17 protein-coding genes, 1 tRNA gene and 1 pseudogene are annotated in these 23,038 nt (G+C 49.8%); 6 read left to right on the top strand and 13 right to left on the bottom strand.

Translation table 11 applies throughout. From position 1 onward, the window contains the following. Positions 1–940, top strand: a 940-nt coding sequence (locus tag F4V58_RS03230; RefSeq protein WP_211362711.1) for a transposase, incomplete at its 5' end; no start/stop codon positions are given. After that, on the top strand, positions 937–1,665 hold the full coding sequence (istB, locus tag F4V58_RS03225; RefSeq protein ID WP_150385690.1) for an IS21-like element helper ATPase IstB: 729 nt from the start codon (positions 937–939) through the stop codon (positions 1,663–1,665). The genes F4V58_RS03230 and istB, both read left to right, overlap by 4 nt. A gap of 196 nt (positions 1,666–1,861) precedes the next feature. Here istB and F4V58_RS03220 read toward each other — a convergent pair. The 8 genes and pseudogenes from F4V58_RS03220 to F4V58_RS03185 form a co-directional block, all read right to left on the bottom strand. Further along, positions 1,862–2,416, bottom strand: a pseudogene (locus tag F4V58_RS03220) (transposase); the annotation flags it as partial. Positions 2,417–3,342: 926 nt separating this feature from the next. Beyond that, positions 3,343–3,684, bottom strand: coding sequence for a transposase (locus F4V58_RS03215; protein ID WP_084559665.1), 342 nt, complete (start codon positions 3,682–3,684; stop codon positions 3,343–3,345). A 307-nt stretch (positions 3,685–3,991) separates the two neighbouring features. Continuing rightward, on the bottom strand, positions 3,992–4,969 hold the full coding sequence (locus F4V58_RS03210) for a glycosyltransferase (protein ID WP_075733309.1): 978 nt from the start codon (positions 4,967–4,969) through the stop codon (positions 3,992–3,994). 6 nt (positions 4,970–4,975) lie between these two features. Further along, positions 4,976–6,811, bottom strand: coding sequence for a glycosyltransferase family protein (locus tag F4V58_RS03205; protein ID WP_150385689.1), 1,836 nt, complete (start codon positions 6,809–6,811; stop codon positions 4,976–4,978). A 72-nt stretch (positions 6,812–6,883) separates the two neighbouring features. Continuing rightward, on the bottom strand, positions 6,884–9,304 hold the full coding sequence (locus F4V58_RS03200) for a CgeB family protein (protein ID WP_075733305.1): 2,421 nt from the start codon (positions 9,302–9,304) through the stop codon (positions 6,884–6,886). 11 nt (positions 9,305–9,315) lie between these two features. Continuing rightward, on the bottom strand, positions 9,316–10,917 hold the full coding sequence (locus F4V58_RS03195; RefSeq protein WP_084559664.1) for a CgeB family protein: 1,602 nt from the start codon (positions 10,915–10,917) through the stop codon (positions 9,316–9,318). Beyond that, positions 10,899–11,750, bottom strand: a complete 852-nt coding sequence (locus F4V58_RS03190) for a hypothetical protein (protein ID WP_150385688.1) — start codon at positions 11,748–11,750, stop codon at positions 10,899–10,901. Before F4V58_RS03190 ends, F4V58_RS03195 begins: the two co-directional genes overlap by 19 nt. A 313-nt stretch (positions 11,751–12,063) precedes the next feature. Further along, entirely contained in the window at positions 12,064–12,798 is a 735-nt protein-coding gene (locus F4V58_RS03185; RefSeq protein WP_075733299.1) for a DUF6270 domain-containing protein, read from the bottom strand. 335 nt (positions 12,799–13,133) lie between these two features. Here F4V58_RS03185 and F4V58_RS03180 point away from each other — a divergent pair, with 335 nt between their 5' ends. Then, complete coding sequence (locus F4V58_RS03180; protein ID WP_084559663.1) at positions 13,134–14,081, top strand: ABC transporter permease; 948 nt, start codon at positions 13,134–13,136, stop codon at positions 14,079–14,081. Continuing rightward, positions 14,071–14,910 (top strand): ABC transporter ATP-binding protein, encoded by an 840-nt coding sequence (locus F4V58_RS03175; protein ID WP_169833301.1) that lies wholly within the window; start codon positions 14,071–14,073, stop codon positions 14,908–14,910. Before F4V58_RS03180 ends, F4V58_RS03175 begins: the two co-directional genes overlap by 11 nt. Before the next feature lies 1 nt (position 14,911). Here the strand turns inward: F4V58_RS03175 and F4V58_RS03170 are convergent, their stop codons facing one another. The 3 genes from F4V58_RS03170 to F4V58_RS03160 form a co-directional block, all read right to left on the bottom strand. Next, positions 14,912–16,777, bottom strand: a complete 1,866-nt coding sequence (locus F4V58_RS03170; RefSeq protein WP_245803025.1) for a glycosyltransferase family protein — start codon at positions 16,775–16,777, stop codon at positions 14,912–14,914. Positions 16,778–16,850: 73 nt separating this feature from the next. Then, positions 16,851–18,086 (bottom strand): glycosyltransferase family 4 protein, encoded by a 1,236-nt coding sequence (locus F4V58_RS03165; protein WP_075733297.1) that lies wholly within the window; start codon positions 18,084–18,086, stop codon positions 16,851–16,853. A gap of 169 nt (positions 18,087–18,255) precedes the next feature. Further along, the gene (locus tag F4V58_RS03160) at positions 18,256–19,557 is read right to left on the bottom strand and encodes a glycosyltransferase family 4 protein (RefSeq protein ID WP_075733295.1); all 1,302 of its coding nucleotides are present in this window, start codon (positions 19,555–19,557) and stop codon (positions 18,256–18,258) included. Between the two features lie 278 nt (positions 19,558–19,835). Between F4V58_RS03160 and F4V58_RS03155 the strand changes: the two genes are divergently transcribed. Both F4V58_RS03155 and F4V58_RS12960 read left to right on the top strand, forming a co-directional pair. After that, a tRNA-Asn gene (locus F4V58_RS03155) sits at positions 19,836–19,908 on the top strand. Between the two features lie 163 nt (positions 19,909–20,071). Then, a complete protein-coding gene (locus F4V58_RS12960; protein ID WP_281247311.1) occupies positions 20,072–20,206 on the top strand; it encodes a hypothetical protein in 135 nt (44 codons plus the stop codon). 196 nt (positions 20,207–20,402) lie between these two features. Here F4V58_RS12960 and wecB read toward each other — a convergent pair whose 3' ends face one another. Both wecB and F4V58_RS03145 read right to left on the bottom strand, forming a co-directional pair. Then, positions 20,403–21,554, bottom strand: coding sequence for a non-hydrolyzing UDP-N-acetylglucosamine 2-epimerase (gene wecB / locus F4V58_RS03150; protein WP_075733291.1), 1,152 nt, complete (start codon positions 21,552–21,554; stop codon positions 20,403–20,405). A gap of 60 nt (positions 21,555–21,614) precedes the next feature. Further along, on the bottom strand, positions 21,615–22,877 hold the full coding sequence (locus F4V58_RS03145; RefSeq protein ID WP_075733289.1) for an acid phosphatase: 1,263 nt from the start codon (positions 22,875–22,877) through the stop codon (positions 21,615–21,617). Positions 22,878–23,038: the final 161 nt, after the last annotated feature.

The following is a 23,038-nucleotide window of genomic DNA, read 5'->3' as shown; positions in this document are numbered from 1 at the left end:
CGGTGGTGTTCCCCGTGAGATGGTCTTTGATAACGCCACTGGTATCGGCCGTCGGTTTGGCGAGGTAATTAAGACCTCTGATCTGTTTGGAAAGTTCTGCACTCATTACCGGACCACTGTCCGGTTTTGCAATCCAAGGTCTGGGCATGAGAAAGGAAACGTCGAAAATGCCGTAGGTTTCTTAAGGCGCAACCTTCTCGTGCCTTACCCGGCGGGACCGAATCTCAAAGAGCTCAATGATGAGTTCTTTGCCCGCTCCGTCGAGTTCGGCAACAAGCTGCATTACCGCCATAAAAAGCCGATTATTGAGCTCTTTGACGCTGATAAGGCAGTGTTGCTGGAACTGCCATCCACGCCGTTTCAGGCAGTATCTTTCCGCAGTTGTACACCCAATAAGGCCGGTGTTGCCTCTATCGATTCCAACCTCTACATGGTGGGGTCGTCGTTCGCCAGGCGCAAGCTCACAGCGCAACTGTCTTCCGAAGAGGTCACCTTTTTGGACGAAAAGTACAACCCCGTCGTGGTGTTGCCCAGGTCTTTTGGAACGAACCCGGACATTATCTACTCCCCAGCCTCCCTGTTGGCACATCTCAGTCGCAAACCAGGGGCATGGAACCAGTCAATGCTTCGCAATGACGTACCTGAGCAACTAAAACAGTGGCTTGATAAGGCAACAGCTGACAAACGGGCAGAAGCATTTTCTGCGCTCGATAAAGTCCAAGACACAACTTCTTTTTCTGCCGCCGTCACAGCAGCAACCCGCATGGTGTCACAGCCGACGATTACCGAAGAGGTAACTGTCATCAATCGGCACAATCTAGACATGCTCGCCCGCAGAATCCACGAAGGCAAACCCATTCCAGAATCCACGGCCAACCTCGCTGCCTATGACGTATTTACCAGCCGAAAGACCCCAACTAACACCGAAGGTATCTCATGAAATTGACCAACGAAGAAATCATCGAAAACGGGCGGCAAATCCTCCTCACCCGCAGCGTGCTAAGCCAACAACTCCAACACGCAACCCCCAAACAACGCGAATTCCTCCAGCAGGTTTTTCTCGCTGAAATTGCCTCCCGCCAAGCCAACCGACGAACTCGCCTGCTACGCAAAGCCAAAATCCCCACACTCAAGCACTTCGACGGCTACAGCTGGGACAACATCGAACTGCCCCCAGACATCACCCGCGACCACATCACCGACCTGACCTTCCTTAACAACCACGAAGACCTCGTCCTATTCGGCGACGTAGGAACCGGCAAAACACACCTCGCCACAGCAGCAGTCACCGCCGCATGTGCCCAAGGAATCCCAGCACAATTTTTCACCACAGCCGGGCTCGTAGACCACCTACGCAACGCCAAAACCAACGGCACCCTGACACGAGAGCTCAAACAACTCGGGAAAAACGAACTCCTCGTCATCGACGAATTCGGCTACGTCCCCATCGACGACGACGGAGCCAGACTCGTATTCCAAGCCATCAGCGACGCCTACGAACAACGAAGCCTCATCATCACCACCAACCTCCCCTTCACCCAATGGGGCCAAGTATTCGGCAACAACGACATGGCAGCCGCCGCCATCGACCGAATCGTCCACTACGGACGCCTACTCAAATTCACCGGCCCCAGCTACCGCGTCGCACACGCCCTGATGAAATAACCCCCAACAACCACACCACAACGCCCCCTGGCACCTGCAACCACCACCACACCAACCGCAGAAGCCAACGGGGCGCTTAAACCTGCCCAACACCGACCACCCCAACCCCACAAACACACCCAAATAAAAAAACATGCACGCGCCAAAACGGATCACTTTTCCGCGCCAAAACGGATCACTTCAGCTTGACAAAATACACACTGGTTTTCACTACACGTCCACCTTCACGGACTTTCTCGGTCATAGCATCGCAAGACACATAAGAGTAGGGGCCTTGGTCTAGTGGTCGGGTCCGGAAGTCTTCGACCATCTGGTCAAGTTCTTTGGCCATTTCAGATACTTGTGACTTCGACAAGTTGTCGATTCCAAGGGTTGCTACCAGGTCATTCATTCGCCTGGTGGAGACCCCTTTGAGGTAGCACGTTGCGATGACAGTTGACAGGGCACGTTCGGCACGGCTGCGGCGTTCTAGCAACCAGTCAGGAAAGAACGACCCAGAGCGTAGCTTGGGGATAGCCACGTCAATGGTGCCGACGCGAGTATCTAAAGCACGGTGACGATACCCATTTCGGGAATTGGTTCTGTTTTCTGAAACGGTGGCGTATTCAGCGCCACAGATGGTGTCCGCTTGGGCAGACAGGATTTGGTTGATGAAGTCTGTCAACATCTGGCGCATGAGGTCTGGTGACGCTTGAACCAGTAATTCTTCGAGATACTGAGTTGGATCTATATGATTAGGGTCAGTGGCCATTGTGGGTTCTCATCCTTTCGAGGAGATTTGGTAGTTGATTCGAAAGATACCCCGCAATGGTCACCTTTTGCGTATCGACATCAGTTCTATCGCGGGATACAGATACACCACGCTAGCGGACGCAACCCAGCGACAGTCCGAGGTTCATCAATTCCTACAACGTTAAAGGAGCCTGGCTCAAAGACCCGCCAGCCCACTGGCAATGCAAACACGCCGCAGCCGAGAAGCGCTTTGCTAACCAATCCACCGACCAAGAACCCGGTACCTAAAATCCCGCAGGATCTGTGAAAAGAGCTATGACATCGAGTGTGAAAAGAGCTATGACATTGTTCGTTAGCAAGGATATGACATTACACACCGACTACCCGGAATTGGAGTACCATCTACCCGGTCCTGACAGCCCGCGGGCCTTTATAGAGCGATCAACCTTGAAATCAACATATTCCCCTGGTGAACTCATCGATGATGTCGCATACCTTGGACTGGCTGTATGTGGTCTCCTAGAAGTGATCCAGATTGGCGGCCGTCAAAGTCCGAATCAAACTAAAAAGTCCAACGCCAACACCTCACCAGGGCGCGTTGCGGGGGACGTGCGGGGAGTCGGTTCGCGGTCTAGAGTTCGCTTCGACTTCTTCCTGGGAAATACCCTTAGCTCCTCTTGACGCCACAACCTGCGGAAAGTATCACGACCGATAGTGAAACCCGCAGCGCGCGCATGAACCAGTGCCCTGCGGTATCCCCACTGGCGATGCTCATCGGCGAAGTTAATCATCCACTCGATCAATAGAGCATGGGGCCTGGCTGCAGGCTGCTGATTGTGTTGCTTGTTGATTGCTTTCCGGCGGTTGTACGCCGACCGGGATAGCCCAGCGACCTTGCATGATAACCGTTGCGGATAGCCTTTGTGAGTGAGGTAATCTACGGTTTCATGGCGGTGTGCGGGGCTTAGAATTTTGCTTTAGCGAGATCCTTGTACGCAGCTTTTTCAATTCTGCTTCCGCAAGCAGTCGTTTGAGGCGGTCGTTTTCCTTCCGGAGCGTTTTAAGCTCCCGAGCTGCGGCACGCGACATTGTGCCGTACTCCCGACGCCAGCGGCTCAACGTTGCCTCCGAGATCTGGAGCTCACGGCAGATTTCTGCGTTGGTCTTTCCTTCTTCGGAAAGCTTGCTTGCCTTCTCCAGACGCACAACAATCTGCTCCGGGGTGTGCTTCTTAAATTTCCTTATATGACCATTCTCCTTGTCCTCAAGGTCTACTATGGCGCACACTCAAGTTTACCGGTCCGAATATCCCAGCCCACACCAGTGACATAGCGACTAAAAAATTTGTGGGAGGAACACCGAACGTTGCTCTATCCCTTGGGTTCGGAACGATCCTGGAGAGCCACCAAGGCTAAAGTGCGTCTAGCGGCTGGCCACTCGAAAACCTACCTCCTACGTACTGATTAGTTTGTACGGGCAGCCTGGGGAACGATAGCGAGACAGCCCTCGTGCTCGAATAAAACGCTCTTCGATTTCGTCGGGGGATCTACGTAAATTTGAAAAGCATCCAAAAAACTGTTTACTCTATTCGAGGCTAAGAACTGTTCAAACGGACGACTTTTGCCAGCTCTTCGATATCTCCGAGCTCCCCGAAGAAAGCTCCGTCCTCCGGTGAGAGATGATCCCAGACCGGCACTTTGGGCCGATAGCCAGCTACTCTTAACCCCGTTGAGAGCGCCTCAAAAACGGCGTATCCAAACGACTCTATGTAAGAAGTCGAAATGAACCAACCTCCCGCATCTCGAACAGCTCTCAAAATAGCAGCTACCTCCGTCTGGGGAAGATCCATAAGGAAGTAGAAACGATCCTGTAAGCCAAGAGCGTTTACTTCATTCAACAGTCGCTCGATTTTTGCTGCGTCATTCTCTAGGCTGATCATCATTACGGCAACGTAATTCTCGGGTAACAAAGCGGCTACACGGAGAAAATCGACATCACCTTTCAACCACTCGAGCCGACCGATCCAAACAAGTGGAACCTTATTCCCATCTCCAAGGATAGCCGACAACCTGTCAGCTGGACCAGAACTAGCAAAGATCTGATTATTCAACTGATTAGGACGCACCACAAGCTTTTCAACAATACGGGGTTCGACACTCTCCTGCAATAACTGATACATTTGCGGAGATGGAACTACAAATTCAGAAATTTCGTCGACGTTCAGCTGCTCTAGTTCCGACATAATCCAGCCCAAAGCTGAGGTGTGAAATTCTACAGTCAGCTTTCCCCTTCCAACTCCTATTAATGCGTTGGCGAGCCTCGGGAGGTGAAGGATCGAAATTTCATCGAAATAATAAGATGAAATCAAACCTTTTAAATAAGATTCGATTTTTTCTGGGGGTATGATTCTGACTTGCACATTGGGAAGATCATCGAACGCGAATCTACCACCCCTATCGTTATGGAATACTGCTACATACTGCTTGTTCGGTTCCGCCGCAGCCCGGTTTCTGATAACTGTCGTAACTCCGCCCTTTGAGCAGTTTGGATATACGATTAACTTTCGTTTCATTAGTGCCTACCTCTTCTTACCTTCGATGAATTTAAGAAAACTCTCTCTACCAGCCACCGGAAGATCGAAGCTGCTTACGAGCTTCTCAAAATCGTGAATAGTATCGATGGAGTACTCTCGATGGATGTCCGCATCCAGTTTGGAAACCAAATCGGAGGCGCCCTCATAGCCAATGGCAAAATCCGGAAGCGTACCGGAGTACTTCGGATTTATCACCGGAACAATTCCGTTAATCTGGTAATTCTGAGCCTCCGGATACTGTGATGCCAAGCTTACGGCACCTTTCGGGACAAAAACCAAACCGTACCTCCACTCAGACATTTTCCTAGTCAGGGCACTCGCAGTATTTAACTCCGCGAAAATACGGACATTAGGCAGCGACTCGAAAGATTTCGCCTGGCGACTATCGATATTTCCAACTATTTCTATCTGCAGGAACGGTAGTTCAGTAGCCAAAGTTTTGAGGATGCCATAATTTCCGCTGTTGTCACAAGCGCGAACCTGATAGCCCAACACAGGTCGGTGATTTCTTGTGACTACGGTCGAGGCTTTTCGATTAGGTATTGCTTCCTGAAGCGCAATCTTATCCGGCCGCTGCTCAACTGTTATGGCGTTAAGGCCCCAGGGAGCGAAATTTCTAATGGCCTTGATGAGGTAATGATTTCTAGCGAATACGAGGTCGCTTAGCCCTAGTAAATTCCGCTCTAAAGCTGGCGAATAAATTTTCATTCCAAACCTACGCCAAATTAATTCAAAATTATCCAGAGCCTCATAGACTACTTCCCAGCCACTCAACTTAAGACGAGTAGCAGACGCCACGATTCGAGGCGTAGGCAAACCGGAAACAACGATCACCTTCCGAGTCCCGGAACCTTGGTGTCCAAAATACCCCGCGATAAGATCTAAGTCACCGATTGGAACAGTCATGTAATTCGAAGAAAAACCTACTGGCATCTCCCGCTTAGGTTGGGTATCCGAGGCAAGAAGGACTATAAAACCAGAGTCAGTCAGCATCTTTATCAGGTCGGTACGGCGTACATCCCCTGAGCTTACTGGAAAAGCTCCTAACGACTCTACCCAGAGGACTAACGAACCAGATTCCTCGGCACGATCAAGGAAAGTCCTTACCTCATGTGCGGCCAACGACCCTTCCCTGAGACGTAGAGGAGAGGCAAGGGACAACCTCTCGCCATAGCCTTTCCCGGAGATTAATACGTACTTAGTTTGGGGAGATAGATTGAAATCTATTTCCTGGCTATTCAAATAGTTTCCAGCGCCCTCGACAAGCAAGGCTCCCCCAAACCTAGCGTCGATGGCTTGTTCTTCCGCAGGAACCAACTCAATCCCCTCGGATGAGAAACAGGCTGCAGATAGAGGAGTATACGCTCTCCTTGAGCCTCCAACGACGTCAGCAAGAAACTTTACAGAATCGAGGGAATTCCTTAGTATGTATAGTTGAGCGAACTGGACGTCTAGAGGTTCTGAGAGATCGCGCGTGCTCTCCCCTGCCGATACTTCCACGACTATCGTTTCATCATCATCCTCCGCTTCTGCAGTCCCCAACCTCTCGACCAACAGACAGGCGTCCGACTGAGGGTATTCGAGGTTGAAAGAGAGCCACAAACTTTCAAATCCGTTCAACCGAGTTCGAAGATCGGAGTCTCTCGGCACATCGAACCGCACGGACTCATCCGCTTCAGCTGTCTGCCAGCTAAATCGGATATCGCCACCTTCCAGAAACCAGTCGACGGGCACCTTGCAGCGGACACTAAAACCTTCGGATTCAGGAGCTTTGTGCTCGAGCTTTAACAATTTCTTTGGTTCGTTCAATTCGATTTTCAATTTCGTTACCTTTTCTAAGCTAAACAAGAAAATAAAGTTTCGGGTTCTATTTGAAATGACGGCCACTATCGATTAGCCGAGTATCATCCCGGCTGACAATCCTTGTACTTCCACATCACTGTCGGAAATTGTAGCTGTAACTTTAACTGCTAGGTTTCGGGTTTGCTTCAAGGACGCCCCCTTATAGACCGCTTCGACAACAACAGTCGTCCGTGGATGGGCTAAGAACGCGAAGGATTCTTTCGACATTAGTCCATCTTCATAAATTATCTTTCCTCCGACCGACACCACACATTTCCAGTCCGACAGACTCCCCGTGAGGTGAGCAACATCCAAATGAACGCCCACTAGCACTTGGTCAGTATTTGTTGCATCTCGTACAACGTGGTCGTTCAATACGAAACGTGTGTTCGTTGCTAGACCACCGAAAGGCTTCGCCTTTTTTTCCCGAAAAACGTATCCGAGTAGAGATGCCATATGAGGGATTCCGGAAGTCAGAATGCTATCTCCCCAGGACTTCCAAACCCTCATAGATTTCCTGTAGTACGGGCTCGACTTTAGGAAATCGAATTTAGAAGAAAGCTCGCCAATCTCACGCGCGTTCAGACCCATGACGGAGTACGGCAAGAGCCGTTCTGGGGTTTCCGTCCTTGGGAAAACTAAGAGATCGGTGCTCAATGCAGCTATGGGCATAACCTCATCGTATTGAGGATTTTCCCGGAAACCCTCGTGCGAGAGAAGGAGCATCTCGGAGTTTAGTCGCTCCAGGATTAGCTCGGGCTCTCGCGTTTTCAGATGTAAAAAATGATGAATATTATCGTCAGGTACAGTTCCACCATCTACCCCCAGCCCCGGTGCCAATTCATATTCACGCTCAAGACTTCGTCTAACCTTGACTATAGGGTGTTTTTCAGAGATTAGTTTAGTTAGCTCTTCTTTTAAATCAGTATTTATGAAATATGGAATAAATAGGACGTTTCCAAATCCAAGTTCTTGAGCGATTTCTACCGTCACGCGACTAGCAGTGCACACCACATCGAAACTTCCCGCAAGCCTACCGAGATGTACTCCCCATAAACTGTGGCCATCGTCAAAATGTATCGTGCGGACGTCAGCATCAGCCAATTTAGCTTTAATCGGAGCCTCTATCGCGACATCCAATCCGATGGTTAGCAATATATCGTAATAGTCCAACTCTACACCAAGACTTTGGACCTTCCCCAAATCCAGGACAAACTTGCAAACTTTTCTCGGGTCCCGGGCCAGCAAAAGGTCGGCCTGCTCTTTTTCGAGAACCCGTACTTCATGCCCCAAATGGTCTAGTGTCCGAAGGAGGCTGCGCTCTCGCGATGAGATCCCGTATTCCCCCCCTACCACCGCTAAAATCCTAAGCTGCTTTCCTTGATACGCGGGAACGTTCAAAATCGAGTCACGAAGGAACCACCTATTCCAAGCTAACAAACCGGAGGTTTCCGATAGAGATTCCGAATTAATGCTTAAATTCTGGCACTGTAGTTTATAAGGTTCCCCCTTGCTCTCTTGCAGTCCTAGAATTCTTGCGAGCTGAGAAGCTCGCAGCTCAGGACAAAAAAGCTCGGCATATTTATCGAAAGCTGCTCGGCGTTCGCCTAATAACTTTTCCTGGGACCATGATTCAACTTCAAGTTTCGCTTGGGCGAGCGTACGAACGACAGTGATACCAGCGCTCCCGGCAGCTGAAATTTCATCGCGTTCCGATATTACTACAATTGGCAGACCCACCGACAGCGACTGAATAACTTCCTTAGGAAAGCGAGAGAATCCATTTCCATCCGGGTCAATGGAGAGATCTCCATCATCAAAGAAAATACTGGCCCGGTATCTGGCGGAAATAGCGATTAGATCAAGTTGATTGGATAGCGTGCCGCCGCCCAGTCTTCGATAGTCAGTGCCGGTCTCTCCGTGTATGGCTACACCACCGCCAAGTTCGTCAATCTTGTAATACTTCGCCCTTGATTCGGGAGTCCCTGTATTCGAGAGCAGAGCTATTCCGGTAGATGGACTCTGGAGTATAGCGGTCACATCCGTGGGCGAGAGTCGGGCACCGGCCCAGCCTGGAAAGTAGTGAATTTTCTTCGATAATTCTAGTCGTTTCGGAACGACTGTAGAATTGTAGAGAATATCATCGAAGAAAAGTGCCCGGTACCCGTTTGAGCCAGTAAGACTGTTCGGGCTGCGGAAAACGCCTAGGGTACGCACCTTAGACTCGGAAAGCGCTACTAGAGCTGTGTCCCGAACTCGGTCTGGTGAACACACAATAATTGCATCCGGGGCGGCTTCGATGATTCTAGTTACTACCGCCTCTGAATTCAGGAGCACCTCCGATTCATTAACGGCGGACCTCCCAATTTCGGGCAAAAGGCGGGTTTCTACATCTATACCTATACCCTCGAGCTCCGAAGCGAGTTCCAGAGTTTCTGAAAAATCATTAGGTGAATAGAGAATTACTATCATAGCCTTTCACCCTATCCTGAAAGTAGCGGCGACGTTTCGCCAAGTTGGAACTTTGCAATGCCGAAAGGATCTCCAACATAGACTGTCGGAGCCTTCCCCCCCACATTGATGGCATTCTCCTGGGCAATCAGTTCTGAGACATCTCGGCTGCCAATAATGCCACTCATCCATCCGTGTGGGGGAAGCGAGGATGAAAAACGTTCCTCCGTCTCACGAACAGTCTCCAAGCTACCGATGGACTTCGCGACAAAATCGGTCTTCATCTGCTCACTCATTAAAAGCAAGTCATTCAAATAAAAAGTCCCCAATTCAAATTCCGCGTTAATGTAAACTATATGACAACCAGCTAGATCCCCCACAATCTGAGGGCCAAACGAATTCTCGAGGTCTACGATTTCCGACATAGTCAGCATTGTTCTAGTTTCGGAGCTTAGGAACCAACCGAATTTTACCTCTCGAGGAAAGGTAAACCTCTGGTTGTACGCTTGTCCCAAAATCTTACTTGCATGTTCGTAAGATTTGACCTTATCGAGCATGAGTACTATCCGAACCGGCTGATCGGGGATCTCTATCCCTACGGTCTTCGCCATCTGTGCTATTCGGTATCGGTAGGTATGGGTGCTCAGAGTCTTCCTCCAAGCGCGTTGGGTTAGACGCCGGCGCCCCAATTCATCGCCGAGTAAAAACTCGTATATCTCCCTAACCTCTGACTCATCGTTTGCCAGAAGAACCTCTGATTCGTCGTAGATAGATCGGATCGCATCACTATGCATGCCTACAACAGCAGTCTTTGCCGCTGAGAGCTCAAATACCCTCCGAGCACACATCGATTTCGAATTCGGCACCGAATTCAGGTTTAGAAAGATTTTGTATTTCCGATAGGCACGCACCATTTCCTCGTATGGCAGCCTGCCCACGATGTAGCTATCGAACGGCTCCGGAAACTGGTAACGGGAGTCTCCTCCGGCATGCCTCGAATAAATTTCAAACTTATAATTCGTAGCTGGAGGAAAAAGTTGATCGATTTGCTTTCGACGCTCCGGGTATTTGTGTTTGAAATACATCCCGGCGAACGCTATATCGCCAGCCCTGTAGTCCTCAACCCAAGCGGGGTTGTGAATCGCAGGGTTCGCAGCAAATCGAAGCAGATCTACACTGGAGGCCTCAGTCCTAGCATAATACTCTCCGATTTTAGACTCCTCGGTAGTGAAAATGTGATCAAACAATTTCGCAGTCTCGATGAAGTCCTCAAAATGGGGAGGATCCTCTTTGTTCCAAAAAACGGTAGGAATTCCGAGGGCTTTACACCGCTTAACGAGTGTTTTCAACACTGGGGCCGGACCGTTTTTTGTCGTAACCTTAAACTTCCAGGTATCGAAATTTCCTGCCCACGCAGACTCCACTAACAAAAAGTCGGGTTTCACTAAAGGCTCGTCAATGCCCACATCATCAGGAGAAAGCCTCCATAGGTTAGCGCCATCGCTAAAACTAAGACTTGAAAAATCATCCAAGATAGCCAGGATGTTCAGAGAAGATCCATTATGCGGCGAAGTCCGGTGGGGTTGATAGAAAGCTGTTTTTGGTCTTTCCAATTTCACTTCCATTCCTTCCATATGCGAATCACTTTTCCATACGCAAGGTCACGGTCTGGAACCGACCTCAAAGTCACCGCTGGATTCAGGTTGACAAGGTTCACGGAGCTCGAGTCGTCTTTCGCGTGACCAATAGAAAGAATTTGAGCTTCACTGGAAAACGCCCCAGCATCAAGCTGATGCACCGGATGCCTCCCTGATAGTCCAACAAGATTTAAAATGATAGTTGAGAACCTTTCGACTTTTAGACGCTCCGGTTCTATCCTGTCCCAGGATAATACTTTCGATTTGAGAAATCCATGTTCCAACAACCAATGCTCGATCTTATCGACCGAATGAGAAGGGCCCAGGTAGAGCATGCGGTTATCCGGGCGCAAGCCCCTGATAAAAGGGATAACGGCAAAGAATTCATCTGGGATTTCACGCTGCAGCTGCTCTCCCCAAGTCCCGCGCTCTAATTCCGCCCCTGCGAATTCACTCTCGAAAGATTTGACAATCCGTTCGATTGATTTCTCGTTTTCTTTAAGCATTTTCAACAATTGCTTTTCGACTTTTGAGGTCTCAAGTGCGCAGAGCTGCTCTATCGACTTGAGATCAACTTTAGCCGGCGCTTTATTCGCCTGCGAATTAGGATCGGACAGTGTCTTGAAATTACTTTTCGCGATCCATGAAAGTTGGCGGCTCTGTAGGGATATAAGTGCGAGGAACATCGAAGTTCCGAAGAAGCCCATTGAGACCTGAAACTTTGGGGGTAAGGAACCCAACGGGGACAGTACAGCCACTCCGGATGCAAGCGTACCAGCAACGAACATGTTCCGCTTTACCGCCGGTTCTTCGAGTACGTCAGAGAGCACACTCTTACCAATCCTTTTCCCCCGGCGACGACTCATTTCATCGAGCAGTTTACGATACCGCAGCTCGATACTCTTCCTAATAGAAAGCAACCTTTGCCTCTCCCATAATTTTATGTTTTCCCTTGGCGATTTTAGCATAGCCTCAGGAAACGGTCTCTGAAAAGCCCTTTACCTGGCCCTTTACCTCACAAGTTGAGGTGTGTAAGTATCTTTCTTTGCCGAGAACTCAAACTACTATCGTTGTTCACCCGTTTTCTGAGCATTCACGTCAGACATGCTTCTCGAGACTATTGGAGAAAATCACTCGCCCGCGCTAGCGCCTAGTTCTACTTCTGTAGGAATGCCACGCATAAGAGATCAAATGTTCGTAAGTTTCGGGGCCATAGTGGAAAGGAGCTACTCCCCACTTATTATGCAGACCAGCAACGGTTCCCCCTAAATGACAGATATCGAATCCCAAATGCTCAAGGACTTGATAATATCGGATTGACTCACGATTGAAAGTTGTCGCCCTACTTAACATCTCTTGCTTCTTTTCCTCGCCGAGGCTGTCATAACCTGAGAGCGCCCATTCAGGGGCTAACACGACGACTTTCTGATACAGATTTAATAGCTTGAGCGCTTCAGAAAACAGTGCAGCGGCCCCCGCCCACCTGTGAAAGTGCTCATCAGTGCCGAAGGCAACGAAACGAGCACTACCCAAAGCTTCCCTAACTCCGGGTGCCTTTAGAATTTCTGGAGAATTCGTCAAAATCGAACCATCTGGAAACTGCCACACGCCCACCCTCTCAATGTTAATATCCCATAAGAATAAGTCTACTTTAGAGCTCCATTTCATGTGCTGAACACTGTAGCCGAGAACGTCCTGGAGAACCATTTTTGTTTGAAAATTGCTAGACAACTTAATGTTAGGAAGATTCGGCCGAGCATCGGTCCCTGCCGAAAGCAAAGAACTCCTAGCTATGTATTTCTTTAGCGTGACATCGAATCCACTCGCATACTCAATCGCATCACGACTTACACAGCCACCAAAGACAAGCACATCCATCAATATTTCCTCATTCTAAGTTTAGGAACTAGCGTAGGGGTTCGCCGAACCAGTCCAGGATTTTGGCCAGAATAGGCCGGTCGCAAATCCTAAGACCGGAGTCGCGTTTCTGGGTCTAACGGTTCGCAACGCCATTACTATCCATTCTATCCCCGTACTTTAGACTGTTCACTCAGGCACGCTGGAACCTGACGGCATACCGGAGTTTTAGTGAAGACCCGGCACTCGAAATTCTAAAAACCAGAGTACTAACGCTAAGGTTGGATCAACAACCTTTGTTTCACTCACCGGATAAGAGGATCGAGCATAAATGCAAACCTTGGAGGCAGGTATCCATGTCTGACAGCGAACAGCGGTCAGCCTCTTCGTGTACGCCGAGTCCTAGCGATGTTAAAGGCGGATTCCCACTGTCAGACAAGACACCTACGAAAGAGACTGTAGTCTTAGTTGACCGTTCCAAGTTACTAGCGTTAAACGCTCGCCCAGGCTTTCGTGATTACCTAGTCGAACTCTGGGACCGGAGGCATTTCATCGTTGCCGACGCCAGAACTAAAGCATTTCAATCGACGCGTAATACTTTTTTGGGCCGCATATGGATTATTGTTCAACCATTGCTTGATATTGCGATTTACGCTCTCATCTTCGGCCTAATCCTGAAAACATCCCGGGGCATCGATAACTTTCTTGGATTTTTAACCCTTGGGGTCATTTTTTTCGGTTTCTTTTCTGGAGGATTTTTAGGTGGCACGCGCCTAATTCAATCCTCGAAGAGTTTAATTGGCTCGTTCTCTTTTCCTAAAGCTTCGCTGCCAATAGCCAAAACCCTGAGACAACTCATAGATAATCTCGTACCGGCTACTCTTGCTGTCGTTTTCGCTTTCCTTTTTCAATGGCCCAACGGTCCGACTTGGCATCTTGTTTTACTCCCGGGCATCTATTTAATGCTTCACCTAACTATGCTCGGGCTAACCCTAATAGTGGCTCGCCTCACCGCGTTCATACCAGACCTGGCAGCATTAGTCAGCTTGCTATCTAGGGCGCTATTCTTCGCCTCAGGAGTGTTTTTTACTTTAGACCGTTTTTCAGGAAGTCCACACCTTCAGAAGGTCATTAGCGCTAATCCGGGGTACCTATATCTCCAAGCGATTAGAGACGTTACAATCTATCACCAGCTGCCCACCATGACCACCTGGATCCAATTGGCGCTCTGGAGCTTCGGTCTAGCTTCGGTAGGATTATTGTTCTTCTGGCAAGCTGAAGAAAGGTACCCTAGTGTCAGATAAGACAACTGTAGTCGCTAGAAATCTCGCCAAATCCTACTTCCTTCCAAATAGTGGGAGTTCCCTCGCATTCTCCAAAAGCAGGGCCCGGGAAATTAAAGCACTCCAATCCACTAGTTTCGTTGCCAGGGCCAGAGAGTCTATCGGCATCTTAGGGAAAAACGGCTCCGGCAAGTCCACTCTGATCAGATTGATTGCCGGTGCGGAGTCTCCGTCCGAGGGGGAGGTACTGGTTTCGGCCAAACCAACCCTCCTCGGGGTATCTGCTGCAATGCAAAAGTCAATGTCGGGCCGCGAGAATGTAAGAATTGGATTACTCGCTATGGGTGTTTCCCCAGATATAGTCAAAGAACTAACTCCAAAGATAATCGAGTGGGCAGAACTATCAGACTCAATTGACCGCCCCATGACCACCTATTCATCGGGAATGGCGGCCCGCTTAAAGTTTTCAATTTCAACTGCTGTCCAGACGGAGATCCTCTTAGTTGATGAGGCACTTTCGACCGGCGATGCCACGTTTAAAGCAAAAGCCACGAAGAGAATGAATGAGTTCCTAGACACTGCCGGAACGGTGTTCTTAGTCTCGCACGGGGCAGAGACAGTTCAGCAGCACTGTTCACGGGCAATTTGGCTACATGAAGGTAGAGTGATAGCAGATGGTCCTGCTAATCAGGTAACAAAGTCTTATCGTGTCTGGGGAAACCGTGTTGCTACGGGTAGGTCGGCCGAAGCCGCGAAGATCATCAAGGGCATGACGGAAAAATACACTCGCCCCACAATTTACTTCGACGATGAGTTTGTGTGTGCCCTCGATAGATCTACCGCCCGTTGATCTAGAAATTGATATGGTTCAGTAGTGAGCCATAGGCTTTAACATCGCTGTTCGCCAGGAAAACCAAGTCGGCGAGCTCCCATGTGTGTTTGGAGTCATGTCTAACCTGGACGAAGTTAAAACGGTCGGATGAGAACAGTTTCTTACCTTTACGTAAAACATCCGATATAAAAGCAGTATCTTCGCCCCGGGTCCGATCTTGAAAAGGCACGTCCTCGAAAGTCTTTCGAGGCCCAAAAAGCGTGGGGCCAGCAACGAAGTCGGTCCAAATTTTCTCCCTTTCGGGACTTTTCAGTACGGTTACACCATAACCCTCCAGGTAAACATATACCGCTTGCTTCCCAAGAAGGTCTGCGCCACTGTAACTCCAGGCATGGAGATAATCAGAGAGATAGTGACTACCATAGATATCGTCGTCATCCATCTTCGCGATAAAGTCTCCCGTCGACGTTGCGACCAGTCTATTTAGACACTGTCCGAGAGAGAGGTTTGGCGCTCCATAGATTATATTAAAGTTAAGATTTGGAAATTTTTCTTTGAGGTAGAGTTGGTGCCTCTCATCTAGTTTGAAACCGTGACAAAGAAGATTGAATTCAACCTTCACACCTTCTTGACCCATGACTTGGCCAAATATATGATCCACCTGCTCAGGACGGTTGGTAGAGGTAATTACGCTTACAATCGAGCTTTCGGTGACCGAAGGGACGTATTCTCCCAGGACCTTGAAAACCACGTCTCGGGCTCGATCTGAGTATGTGTGTTCATTCCAAATCTGCCGTTGAAGGAGATGATTCGTTCTATCACGCAACTCATCTGAGCGCAGCAGCGCACGAATTAGTAGAGCCGTATCGTGAGTGTTTTCGGCTAGGGGGAGCCAGTGATGTTTGAATAGGTTTTCCAGGGCGGGGGTCGGTGTTGAAACTACCGTTGCTCCACTGGCTATCGCTTCAAAAACTCGGCGCGAACACATAGTCTTGCTCGAGACCACAGAGTTTACGTTCAGGATAACCTTATACCTCTTGTAAGCAAGGAGCATATGGGAATACGGAATACCCCTTCTGACGTATTTTTGGAATTTCGCGGGGAAATTATACTTCTGGTGGTGACCCTCAAACCTGGAAAAAATAGTGAGACGTGTCGAATCACCCTTTACCGCCTCAGCTGCCCCGGAAACGAGTATTTCGATCTGCGCCTGCCGATCGGGGAATTTTTCCGCGAAGTACATACCCGCGAAACATACGTCATCTTTTCTGTAAGTGCTTCTCGGTTTAATTGGGTTGTGAACCGAAGTCTGCGCAGCAAAAGGCAAAATAGATACTGAACGCCTTCCGGGAAGGTCTGTGTAGTCTGAAAGTTTTTCGGCCGCCGTCGTAAATACATGATCGAACAATGTTGCTACGGATACGAAATCGTCGTAGTGGGGCGGGTCCTCTTTAGCCCAGAAAGCCGTTGGAATATTTGCAGATCTGCAGAAATCTATGAGTTCCATCAATTCCTTAGATGGAGCATTTTCTCCGGAAAGATGGTACTGCCACCTACCGTTGTTCCCATTCCACGCTGATTCCACGAATAGGAAATCCACTTTGGGGGAACCATCCGCGTAGGTAATTTCCTCCCTGAACATCTGCGGCGATATAGCGATGACCGAGAACTCTTCCCCCCAAGCGATTCTCGAAAAATCGTCCATAATTACCGCAACTCGAAATCGCTTAAAGGGAGAGGCTCTATAGCTTTTGGGCAGATTATCTATTGGAAAAATTTTTTCAACAGGATCCGAACCCCGAAGCTTACCAACTATTTTCCTGGCAGTGGTTTTAACACCACGGGTCTTGACACTATTGAGTACCTTTTTTCCCGCATTTTTCATCGTAAATCCCCTATCCCTCGGTGCCATCTTCGGCCAAATCCAGTGAAAAGTGGCGCTGGCGCACATAGCAGCACTATTCAGACCTATACATCTGTGCTAATTTACATGCGTTTGAATTCCAGGTCCTGGTTTTTATCCAATCCTGAATTTCTGCGTATTCGTAATCAATTTCATTTCTACACAAGCCCAGAATTTTTTCGCTCAAAGCTTTAGCATCCCCTGGCGGAAAATAACATGCCAGCCCACCTGTAGCTTCGACCAAAGCTGGAAGATCTGAAGCGACTACGGGTTTCCCTAACTGCATCGCGCGTAAGTGTTTGATCGGGGCAATATTCCGAGTAACTTCCTTGTCTAGCCGTGGGACAACAAATATGTCGATTTTCTCGTACCAAGTATCTATTTGGCTGTAGTCTTGACTCCCGACAAAAGTGACCCGATCCGCAATCGCCAGATCACGTGCTTCTTTCTCGAGCTTCTTTCTGTGTACGCCTTCGCCCACTAAAATCGCTTCCACAGAGTCAGGAAGATAGGGCAGGGCCTGGATCAGTGTCTCGAAACCCTCGTAGGGGACCAAACTAGATATACTTCCCACCAGGAGCCGGTGGCTTTTAGTCCGACCTACAGCGATTGGGGAACTGTCCCGTCCAGGCTTTTTCAACTTCGTAGATATACCGTTAGGGATCAAACAAATCTTCTTATCGGGATACTTTTCCCTTATCGATTCGAATTTGCCGACAGTTAGGACCGCCAAACCTGCCGCATTCTCGATTGCATCATGTTCTTTGCCGACTGCGTAAGGGTAATAGCCAGCCGCAGTCGGAGAGCCGCTGGGAGATTGTACGCTAAGCCATGTATTATGCCTCTCGCCACGTATCTCGTAGACCCAAGGAATACCCAGGATATCTGCTGCTCGGGAGGCGATGTAAGCATTAGTATAATCGGTCGTTGTATGTATTACCGTTACTCGCGAGCGTTCCGCCTCCTTTACGAGCATTTTGACCGCCAGTTTCAACTGGGATGCTCTCTTGAGCGGCATCCAAAGTGGGAGCATTCTCGAGTACCGAACTCCGTTGATTTCCTCAACTTGTCGGAAGGCAAAACGCCCAACGGACAATGGATAGCCGAGCCGGGTACAACATCTAGCTTCGATCCCGTTTGATACCAACGCCTCCAAGAGTGATTGCGTGCGGATCGAATATCCAGCTACAGAATGAGGCAATGAATTAGTCGCAAAATACAGAACTCTCGGTTCGGCTTCGAGTGGAAGATCGCGACTCTTCAAAATTTCGCCAGGTAATTCGTAGTTCATCCTGGATACTTCCTGATCGCTACTATTGTCTCTTGATGGAAAAAATGTTGCCGCATACTGGAGACAGGCGAACCGATTTTTTAACTTCGACCAAAAGCCAGTGGAGTCTTCGAGTAAAAGTGCGAAAATGAGGGATGGCAGAAGCCAGATTTGCCGGATTCGATAGACGCTATGAACCAATTCTAAAAACCCCGTTTACCAAGCGTTCAACAAGCGCCGGTGCAATCTCCGACCGTTCTCTAGCAACCCAGGTTCGACCTCCATTGCCAATTTTGAGCTTCTCCGGATTCTCAATCAGATACTCCCAAAGAGCGGCAAGAGCCTCCGGTGATTCTGGAGAGACCACGTGACCTGCATTGTTATCCAAAATGATAGAGGCCGCTTCACCGCTCACAACTCCGGAAATGTGAATGCCAACTTCCATCAACTCGTATGTTTTTGATGGCACTGCTCGCCGCAAAGGTTCCCAATCCGTGAGGTGCACTAGTGCGGTATCTGCCCAACGATAATGATCATCAAGCTGCGAAGCGGGTTTTCTAACCTCGAACTGCGATTCGATCCCTTCAGCGGCAGCCAATTCTTCAAGCGACTCTTTAGCGGCACCTGCACCGACAAACCTGAGTTCGACCTTAAAGCCATGATCTCTGGCGATACCCGCTGCACGAACGGCATTTGCGAGATTCTGTGCTCTCCCTAAAGTTCCGGCGTAAAGAACGTGCAGCCCCTTTTCCCCTCGCGGTGGTAAGCTCCCCCTACGAAGATCGGATTGCACCGGGAATACATTCCTAATCGTGACAATATGGTGTCCACTTCTAGTCTTATGTTTCTTGCTTTTTAAAGTGGCTGCTAGTTCGCTAGAGGTGACTATTAAACCCTCCGCGTTATAGAAAACACAATTCAGGACCCAATCCGTCACATAGCTAACCACCTGACCGATTCCCTTCGAAAAAATTTTTTCATGTACGGATAGCCTTCCAAGATTTTCATTCCACCGCGACCGGTTGGAGAGGAGATCCGGCCAGGCATCCCTAAGGTCGATCCAGTAGGGTCGCTTCAGAAGTTTAGAAATTAGCAAAGTGGCAACGGCAGTCGGCAGAGCCGGTACCGTTCCTATTATCACGTCCGGCACACGCTCGCCGCCCACTTTGTGGACCCAAAAAGCAGTCCAAATCGCGGCTCCCGATGCTACCAATTGGCTGACAGCGCGAACCGTGAGTGATTGACCTGTGGGAAGATAGAAAGTTCTGAAGATTCGTTCTCCAGAAGACCCTGTCTCATGACCTTTCTTGTGACCTCGGAAAATCGACTTGAGCCACTCCGCCACGGAAAGCCGCCGTAGATAATGGGGAGGTGGAGCAATCACGCTAATTTCAGCACCATGGACGCGAAACAAGGACGCCAACCAGGTCCACCGACGCTGTGGAACGCCATTCTCCGGAAACCAGTACTGAGAGATCACTAATATATGCACTAGCTATCTCCTTGCCGTTGAATTTATTTCTCCCGAAATGAGGAAACGCCTGAGTACAAGCGTACACAAACCTTAAACCTTCCCATCATTCAACACCTTTCAACCTCATATTTCAAATACCAAACAGGGATGCCTGATTGCCGAAATAAACTCAGCCCTTTTCGCGCCGCTAGTAACCGACAAAACGTTTGACTACCAGCCGATTTGCCGATTGAGTCGAGTGCAAGTAGAGTATCTAAACGTTGAAGGGAAGACCTCGCACGGTCTCTCTTGACCTTTCCTCCATAGCTCAGTTGGCAGAGCATTCGACTGTTAATCGAAGGGTCACTGGTTCGAGCCCAGTTGGAGGAGCAATTCCCCCGAAGATCAAAACTCTTGGTCTTCGGGGTTATTTGTTAATACCCCGAATTCTAGGGCTAAAAGGGATCTTCGGAAATGGGTGGGATCTGGGGTTTCTGACCCCCTGCTGGAGGGTGCTGAAAAACTGGTGGTGGGTTTCGTATAATTTCAGTTTGTGAACAAAGAAAATACTACGAAACCCACCGCCATTGGTTATAGCAAAATCGTCCATGAGATGGTGGGCTTCAAGGACGTAAGAGGCCTTGACTTCGACTGGGAAGATGAGCCCGCTGTTTTCACTATTGAGTAGGTGATACCCCCTCAGAAATACGGACTGTGCCATAGCCAGGCCTACGTCAAAGACCGCCCGGAAGTTGAGCTTGTTGACTGTCCATTCCGAGGCAGCCCCACGAGGATTAAGTGGCTCTTCGGAAAATAGTGGGGATTGGGGTTGCAAGTATTGGCCGGTGGATCTTCCCCCGGTATGGAATTAGATGATGGTATCCCTAAATCCCCGGGGTGAAATCGTCCTCCCTGTTCCCTAGTCCAAACATATCCGCGATAGCGGACGTGGAGCGCTTGGCAGCCTTTCCGTCACCGTAGGGGTTAACGGCATTTGCCATAGCCTGGTAAGCAGCTTCATCGTCCAGGAGAAGCTTTGATTCCGCGACAATAAGATCACGGTCTGTTCCGACTAGTTTGACTGTACCGGATACAACGGCTTCGGGACGTTCAGTATTCTTCCTCATCACCAGGACAGGTTTACCCAGTGCTGGTGCTTCTTCCTGAACTCCACCAGAATCCGTCAATACCAGAGTTGCACGCTTGAGCAACTGGGTAAATTGATCGTACGGCTGCGGATCCGTGATGATAACGTTGTCAAAGTTTTCGACGGCAGGCAATACTGCTTGCCGAACCAACGGGTTCAGATGCAACGGAAGAACGAAGTTGATGTCAGGGTATGCGCTAGCCAAATCCTGAACAGCGCCACCAATTTCCTTCATGGCATCGATATTCTCGCGCCGGTGAGTAGTTACCACTACCATGCGGTTGTCTGAATCAGCTGCGGCTTCTAAGCGCGGATCTGCAAACTCAGTATCCCAACTAGCTGCTTCCAATAGTGCGTCGATAACTGAATTGCCGGTGATAACCACGTCTCGCTCACGGAAATTTTCGCGGAGAAGGTTATCCTTCGCTCCCTGGGTAGGAGCTAGATGGAGCTCGGTAACTTGACCGATGATTTTGCGGTTTGCTTCCTCGGGGAATGGAGAATGGATATCGCCAGTCCGCAAGCCTGCTTCAAGGTGGATGATTTTCACGCCACGATGAAATCCTGCCAACGCCGCCGCCATAGCGGTGGAGGTATCTCCTTGAGAGATGATCGCATCAGGTTTTTCTTCGGCGATAATCTTGTCCAGACCAGCGATAGCACGTGCAACCAAATCATTTAATTGCTGGCCGGGCTTCATAAGTTCCAGGTCGTGGTCCGGCTCAATACCAAACATTTTGTTGACCTGCGCCAGCATCTCTTTATGCTGTCCAGTGGAGACAACTACCGTCTCAAACCTATCGTCTTTTTCTAGCGCTTTAATTACCGGCGCTACCTTAATAGCCTCCGGGCGGGTGCCGTAGACGGTCATTATCTTGGGCTTCAACACGGGTCTCCTTAAGAGTGTTTGTCTATCATCATTTAATCACGTATAAAAGTTTTCTGTAGGTCAGGTGACCCTAAGAGAACGGTTGCTGGTTACCTCAACCTTGGAGGTTAGTGCTTTAACCAGGTTGATTCTCTGCCATGAGCCCCCGGGGCCTTGCCAGTCGAGGGGGTGCCCGGCGGGCGCTGCCGTGATACGCAGCAATTCCTCGCGTTGTTGCCAGGTCAGTTCAGGGAAGGCTGCCTCTAACAGCACAGGTGCTGCTTTGGGCACCACCATAGGGGCGTCCAGGTGGTAGGTCGGGGTAAAACCGTAGCCCAGGTACTCAGAGTATTCTTGGGCCGCTTGTTTAGCCGTGATGTAGGGAATTTCCGTGGCCGCCAACTCCCCCACATCTTTACCGGTACGCCACTTGATTTCTTTCCTGATTTCCACGGATGCCTGATGAAGGGCGTCACGCATACGGGGGTCGTTGAGGCGGTCAGCAGCGGCGGCCTGGCCAGTCATGCGCCCACCAACCACGTCTAGTGGGTAATGAACGCCCATTACCACCCGGGAGTGCCCGGACTGGGCACCCCGGAACACCAACTGAGGCGCTACCTCAGGGAGCATGAACGCAAGCAGCGTGGTAATCCACACCGCTTGATTGGTGTGCCCAGATGGGAAGGAAGGAGACGTTGGGTACAAGTCTTTACCGGCCACCGGGTACCGCTTAACGTGCGCCGGAGCTACCTGGTAAGGCCGGCGGTACTGGAAATAGTACTTTTCCGGGAAAGTTGAACTAGCCAATCCCCCGGCACGGGCGGCGTAACCGTTGCCCAGGAGGTACTGGGTCTTAGGCAATCTGTTATCAGCCAGCGCGGCGCGGAAGGCTTGGCCTAGTTCCGGCCCCATGGCGTCGGAGATAGCTTCCATAACGCCTTCTTTGTCCGCCGCCGCATCCTCCTGGGCGCGGCGGATGAGTTCAGGATCCGCGGCCGCAGCATTGTTGATGGCTATGGCTTTATCCAAGTTAGCGCGCATGATCTCAGGGTGTTGGCCTTTGAGAGAGTCAAAGAGCCGAACCACCTCCCAATAGACACCAAAATCATAGGAGGAAACATCAGAAATATATCCCCCAAGGTAGTCAGTAGTGAAGGGCTCTGGGACCGGCGCGCCCGGATATAACTTCGGGGCGGTACCAATAACTTGGCCTGTGACCGGCTCCCGCAAATATGGGACCGTAAGCGGTAGGGCTTGGGCAGCGGTTGTTCCCGAGCCAACCAAGCTGGCAGCGACAACGGTGGATAGGAGGTAACGAAGGCGTGAGGATTCTGATAGCAACATATGATTAACCTAGGGTAAAGGAATAGTAACCAGTGGTGGAAGTTTAGAGGAAGGGTTGGGTGAATAAGGTTGGGAAATGACCCGGGGAGCCAACGGACCCTCATGTGAAAGGTCTAGCGGCTCTGCAGATAAGGGTATCGGACTTTCTAGGTGCGTGCCCG

The sequence above is a fragment of the Corynebacterium phocae genome (assembly GCF_008693075.1).
Classification (GTDB): domain Bacteria; phylum Actinomycetota; class Actinomycetes; order Mycobacteriales; family Mycobacteriaceae; genus Corynebacterium; species Corynebacterium phocae.
This window is presented reverse-complemented; position numbering and strand designations above follow the sequence as displayed.

What these genes read in the sequence shown, in the direction of transcription:
- F4V58_RS03185 (WP_075733299.1), bottom strand. Translation starts at nt 12,798, where the DNA reads ATGGATGTGCTTGTCTTTGGTGGCTGTGTAAGTCGTGATGCGATTGAG.
- istB (WP_150385690.1), top strand. Translation starts at nt 937, where the DNA reads ATGAAATTGACCAACGAAGAAATCATCGAAAACGGGCGGCAAATCCTC.
- F4V58_RS03200 (WP_075733305.1), bottom strand. Translation starts at nt 9,304, where the DNA reads ATGATAGTAATTCTCTATTCACCTAATGATTTTTCAGAAACTCTGGAA.
- F4V58_RS03195 (WP_084559664.1), bottom strand. Translation starts at nt 10,917, where the DNA reads ATGGAAGGAATGGAAGTGAAATTGGAAAGACCAAAAACAGCTTTCTAT.
- F4V58_RS03170 (WP_245803025.1), bottom strand. Translation starts at nt 16,777, where the DNA reads ATGAAAAATGCGGGAAAAAAGGTACTCAATAGTGTCAAGACCCGTGGT.
- F4V58_RS03165 (WP_075733297.1), bottom strand. Translation starts at nt 18,086, where the DNA reads ATGAACTACGAATTACCTGGCGAAATTTTGAAGAGTCGCGATCTTCCA.
- F4V58_RS03210 (WP_075733309.1), bottom strand. Translation starts at nt 4,969, where the DNA reads ATGAAACGAAAGTTAATCGTATATCCAAACTGCTCAAAGGGCGGAGTT.
- F4V58_RS03180 (WP_084559663.1), top strand. Translation starts at nt 13,134, where the DNA reads ATGTCTGACAGCGAACAGCGGTCAGCCTCTTCGTGTACGCCGAGTCCT.
- F4V58_RS03145 (WP_075733289.1), bottom strand. Translation starts at nt 22,877, where the DNA reads ATGTTGCTATCAGAATCCTCACGCCTTCGTTACCTCCTATCCACCGTT.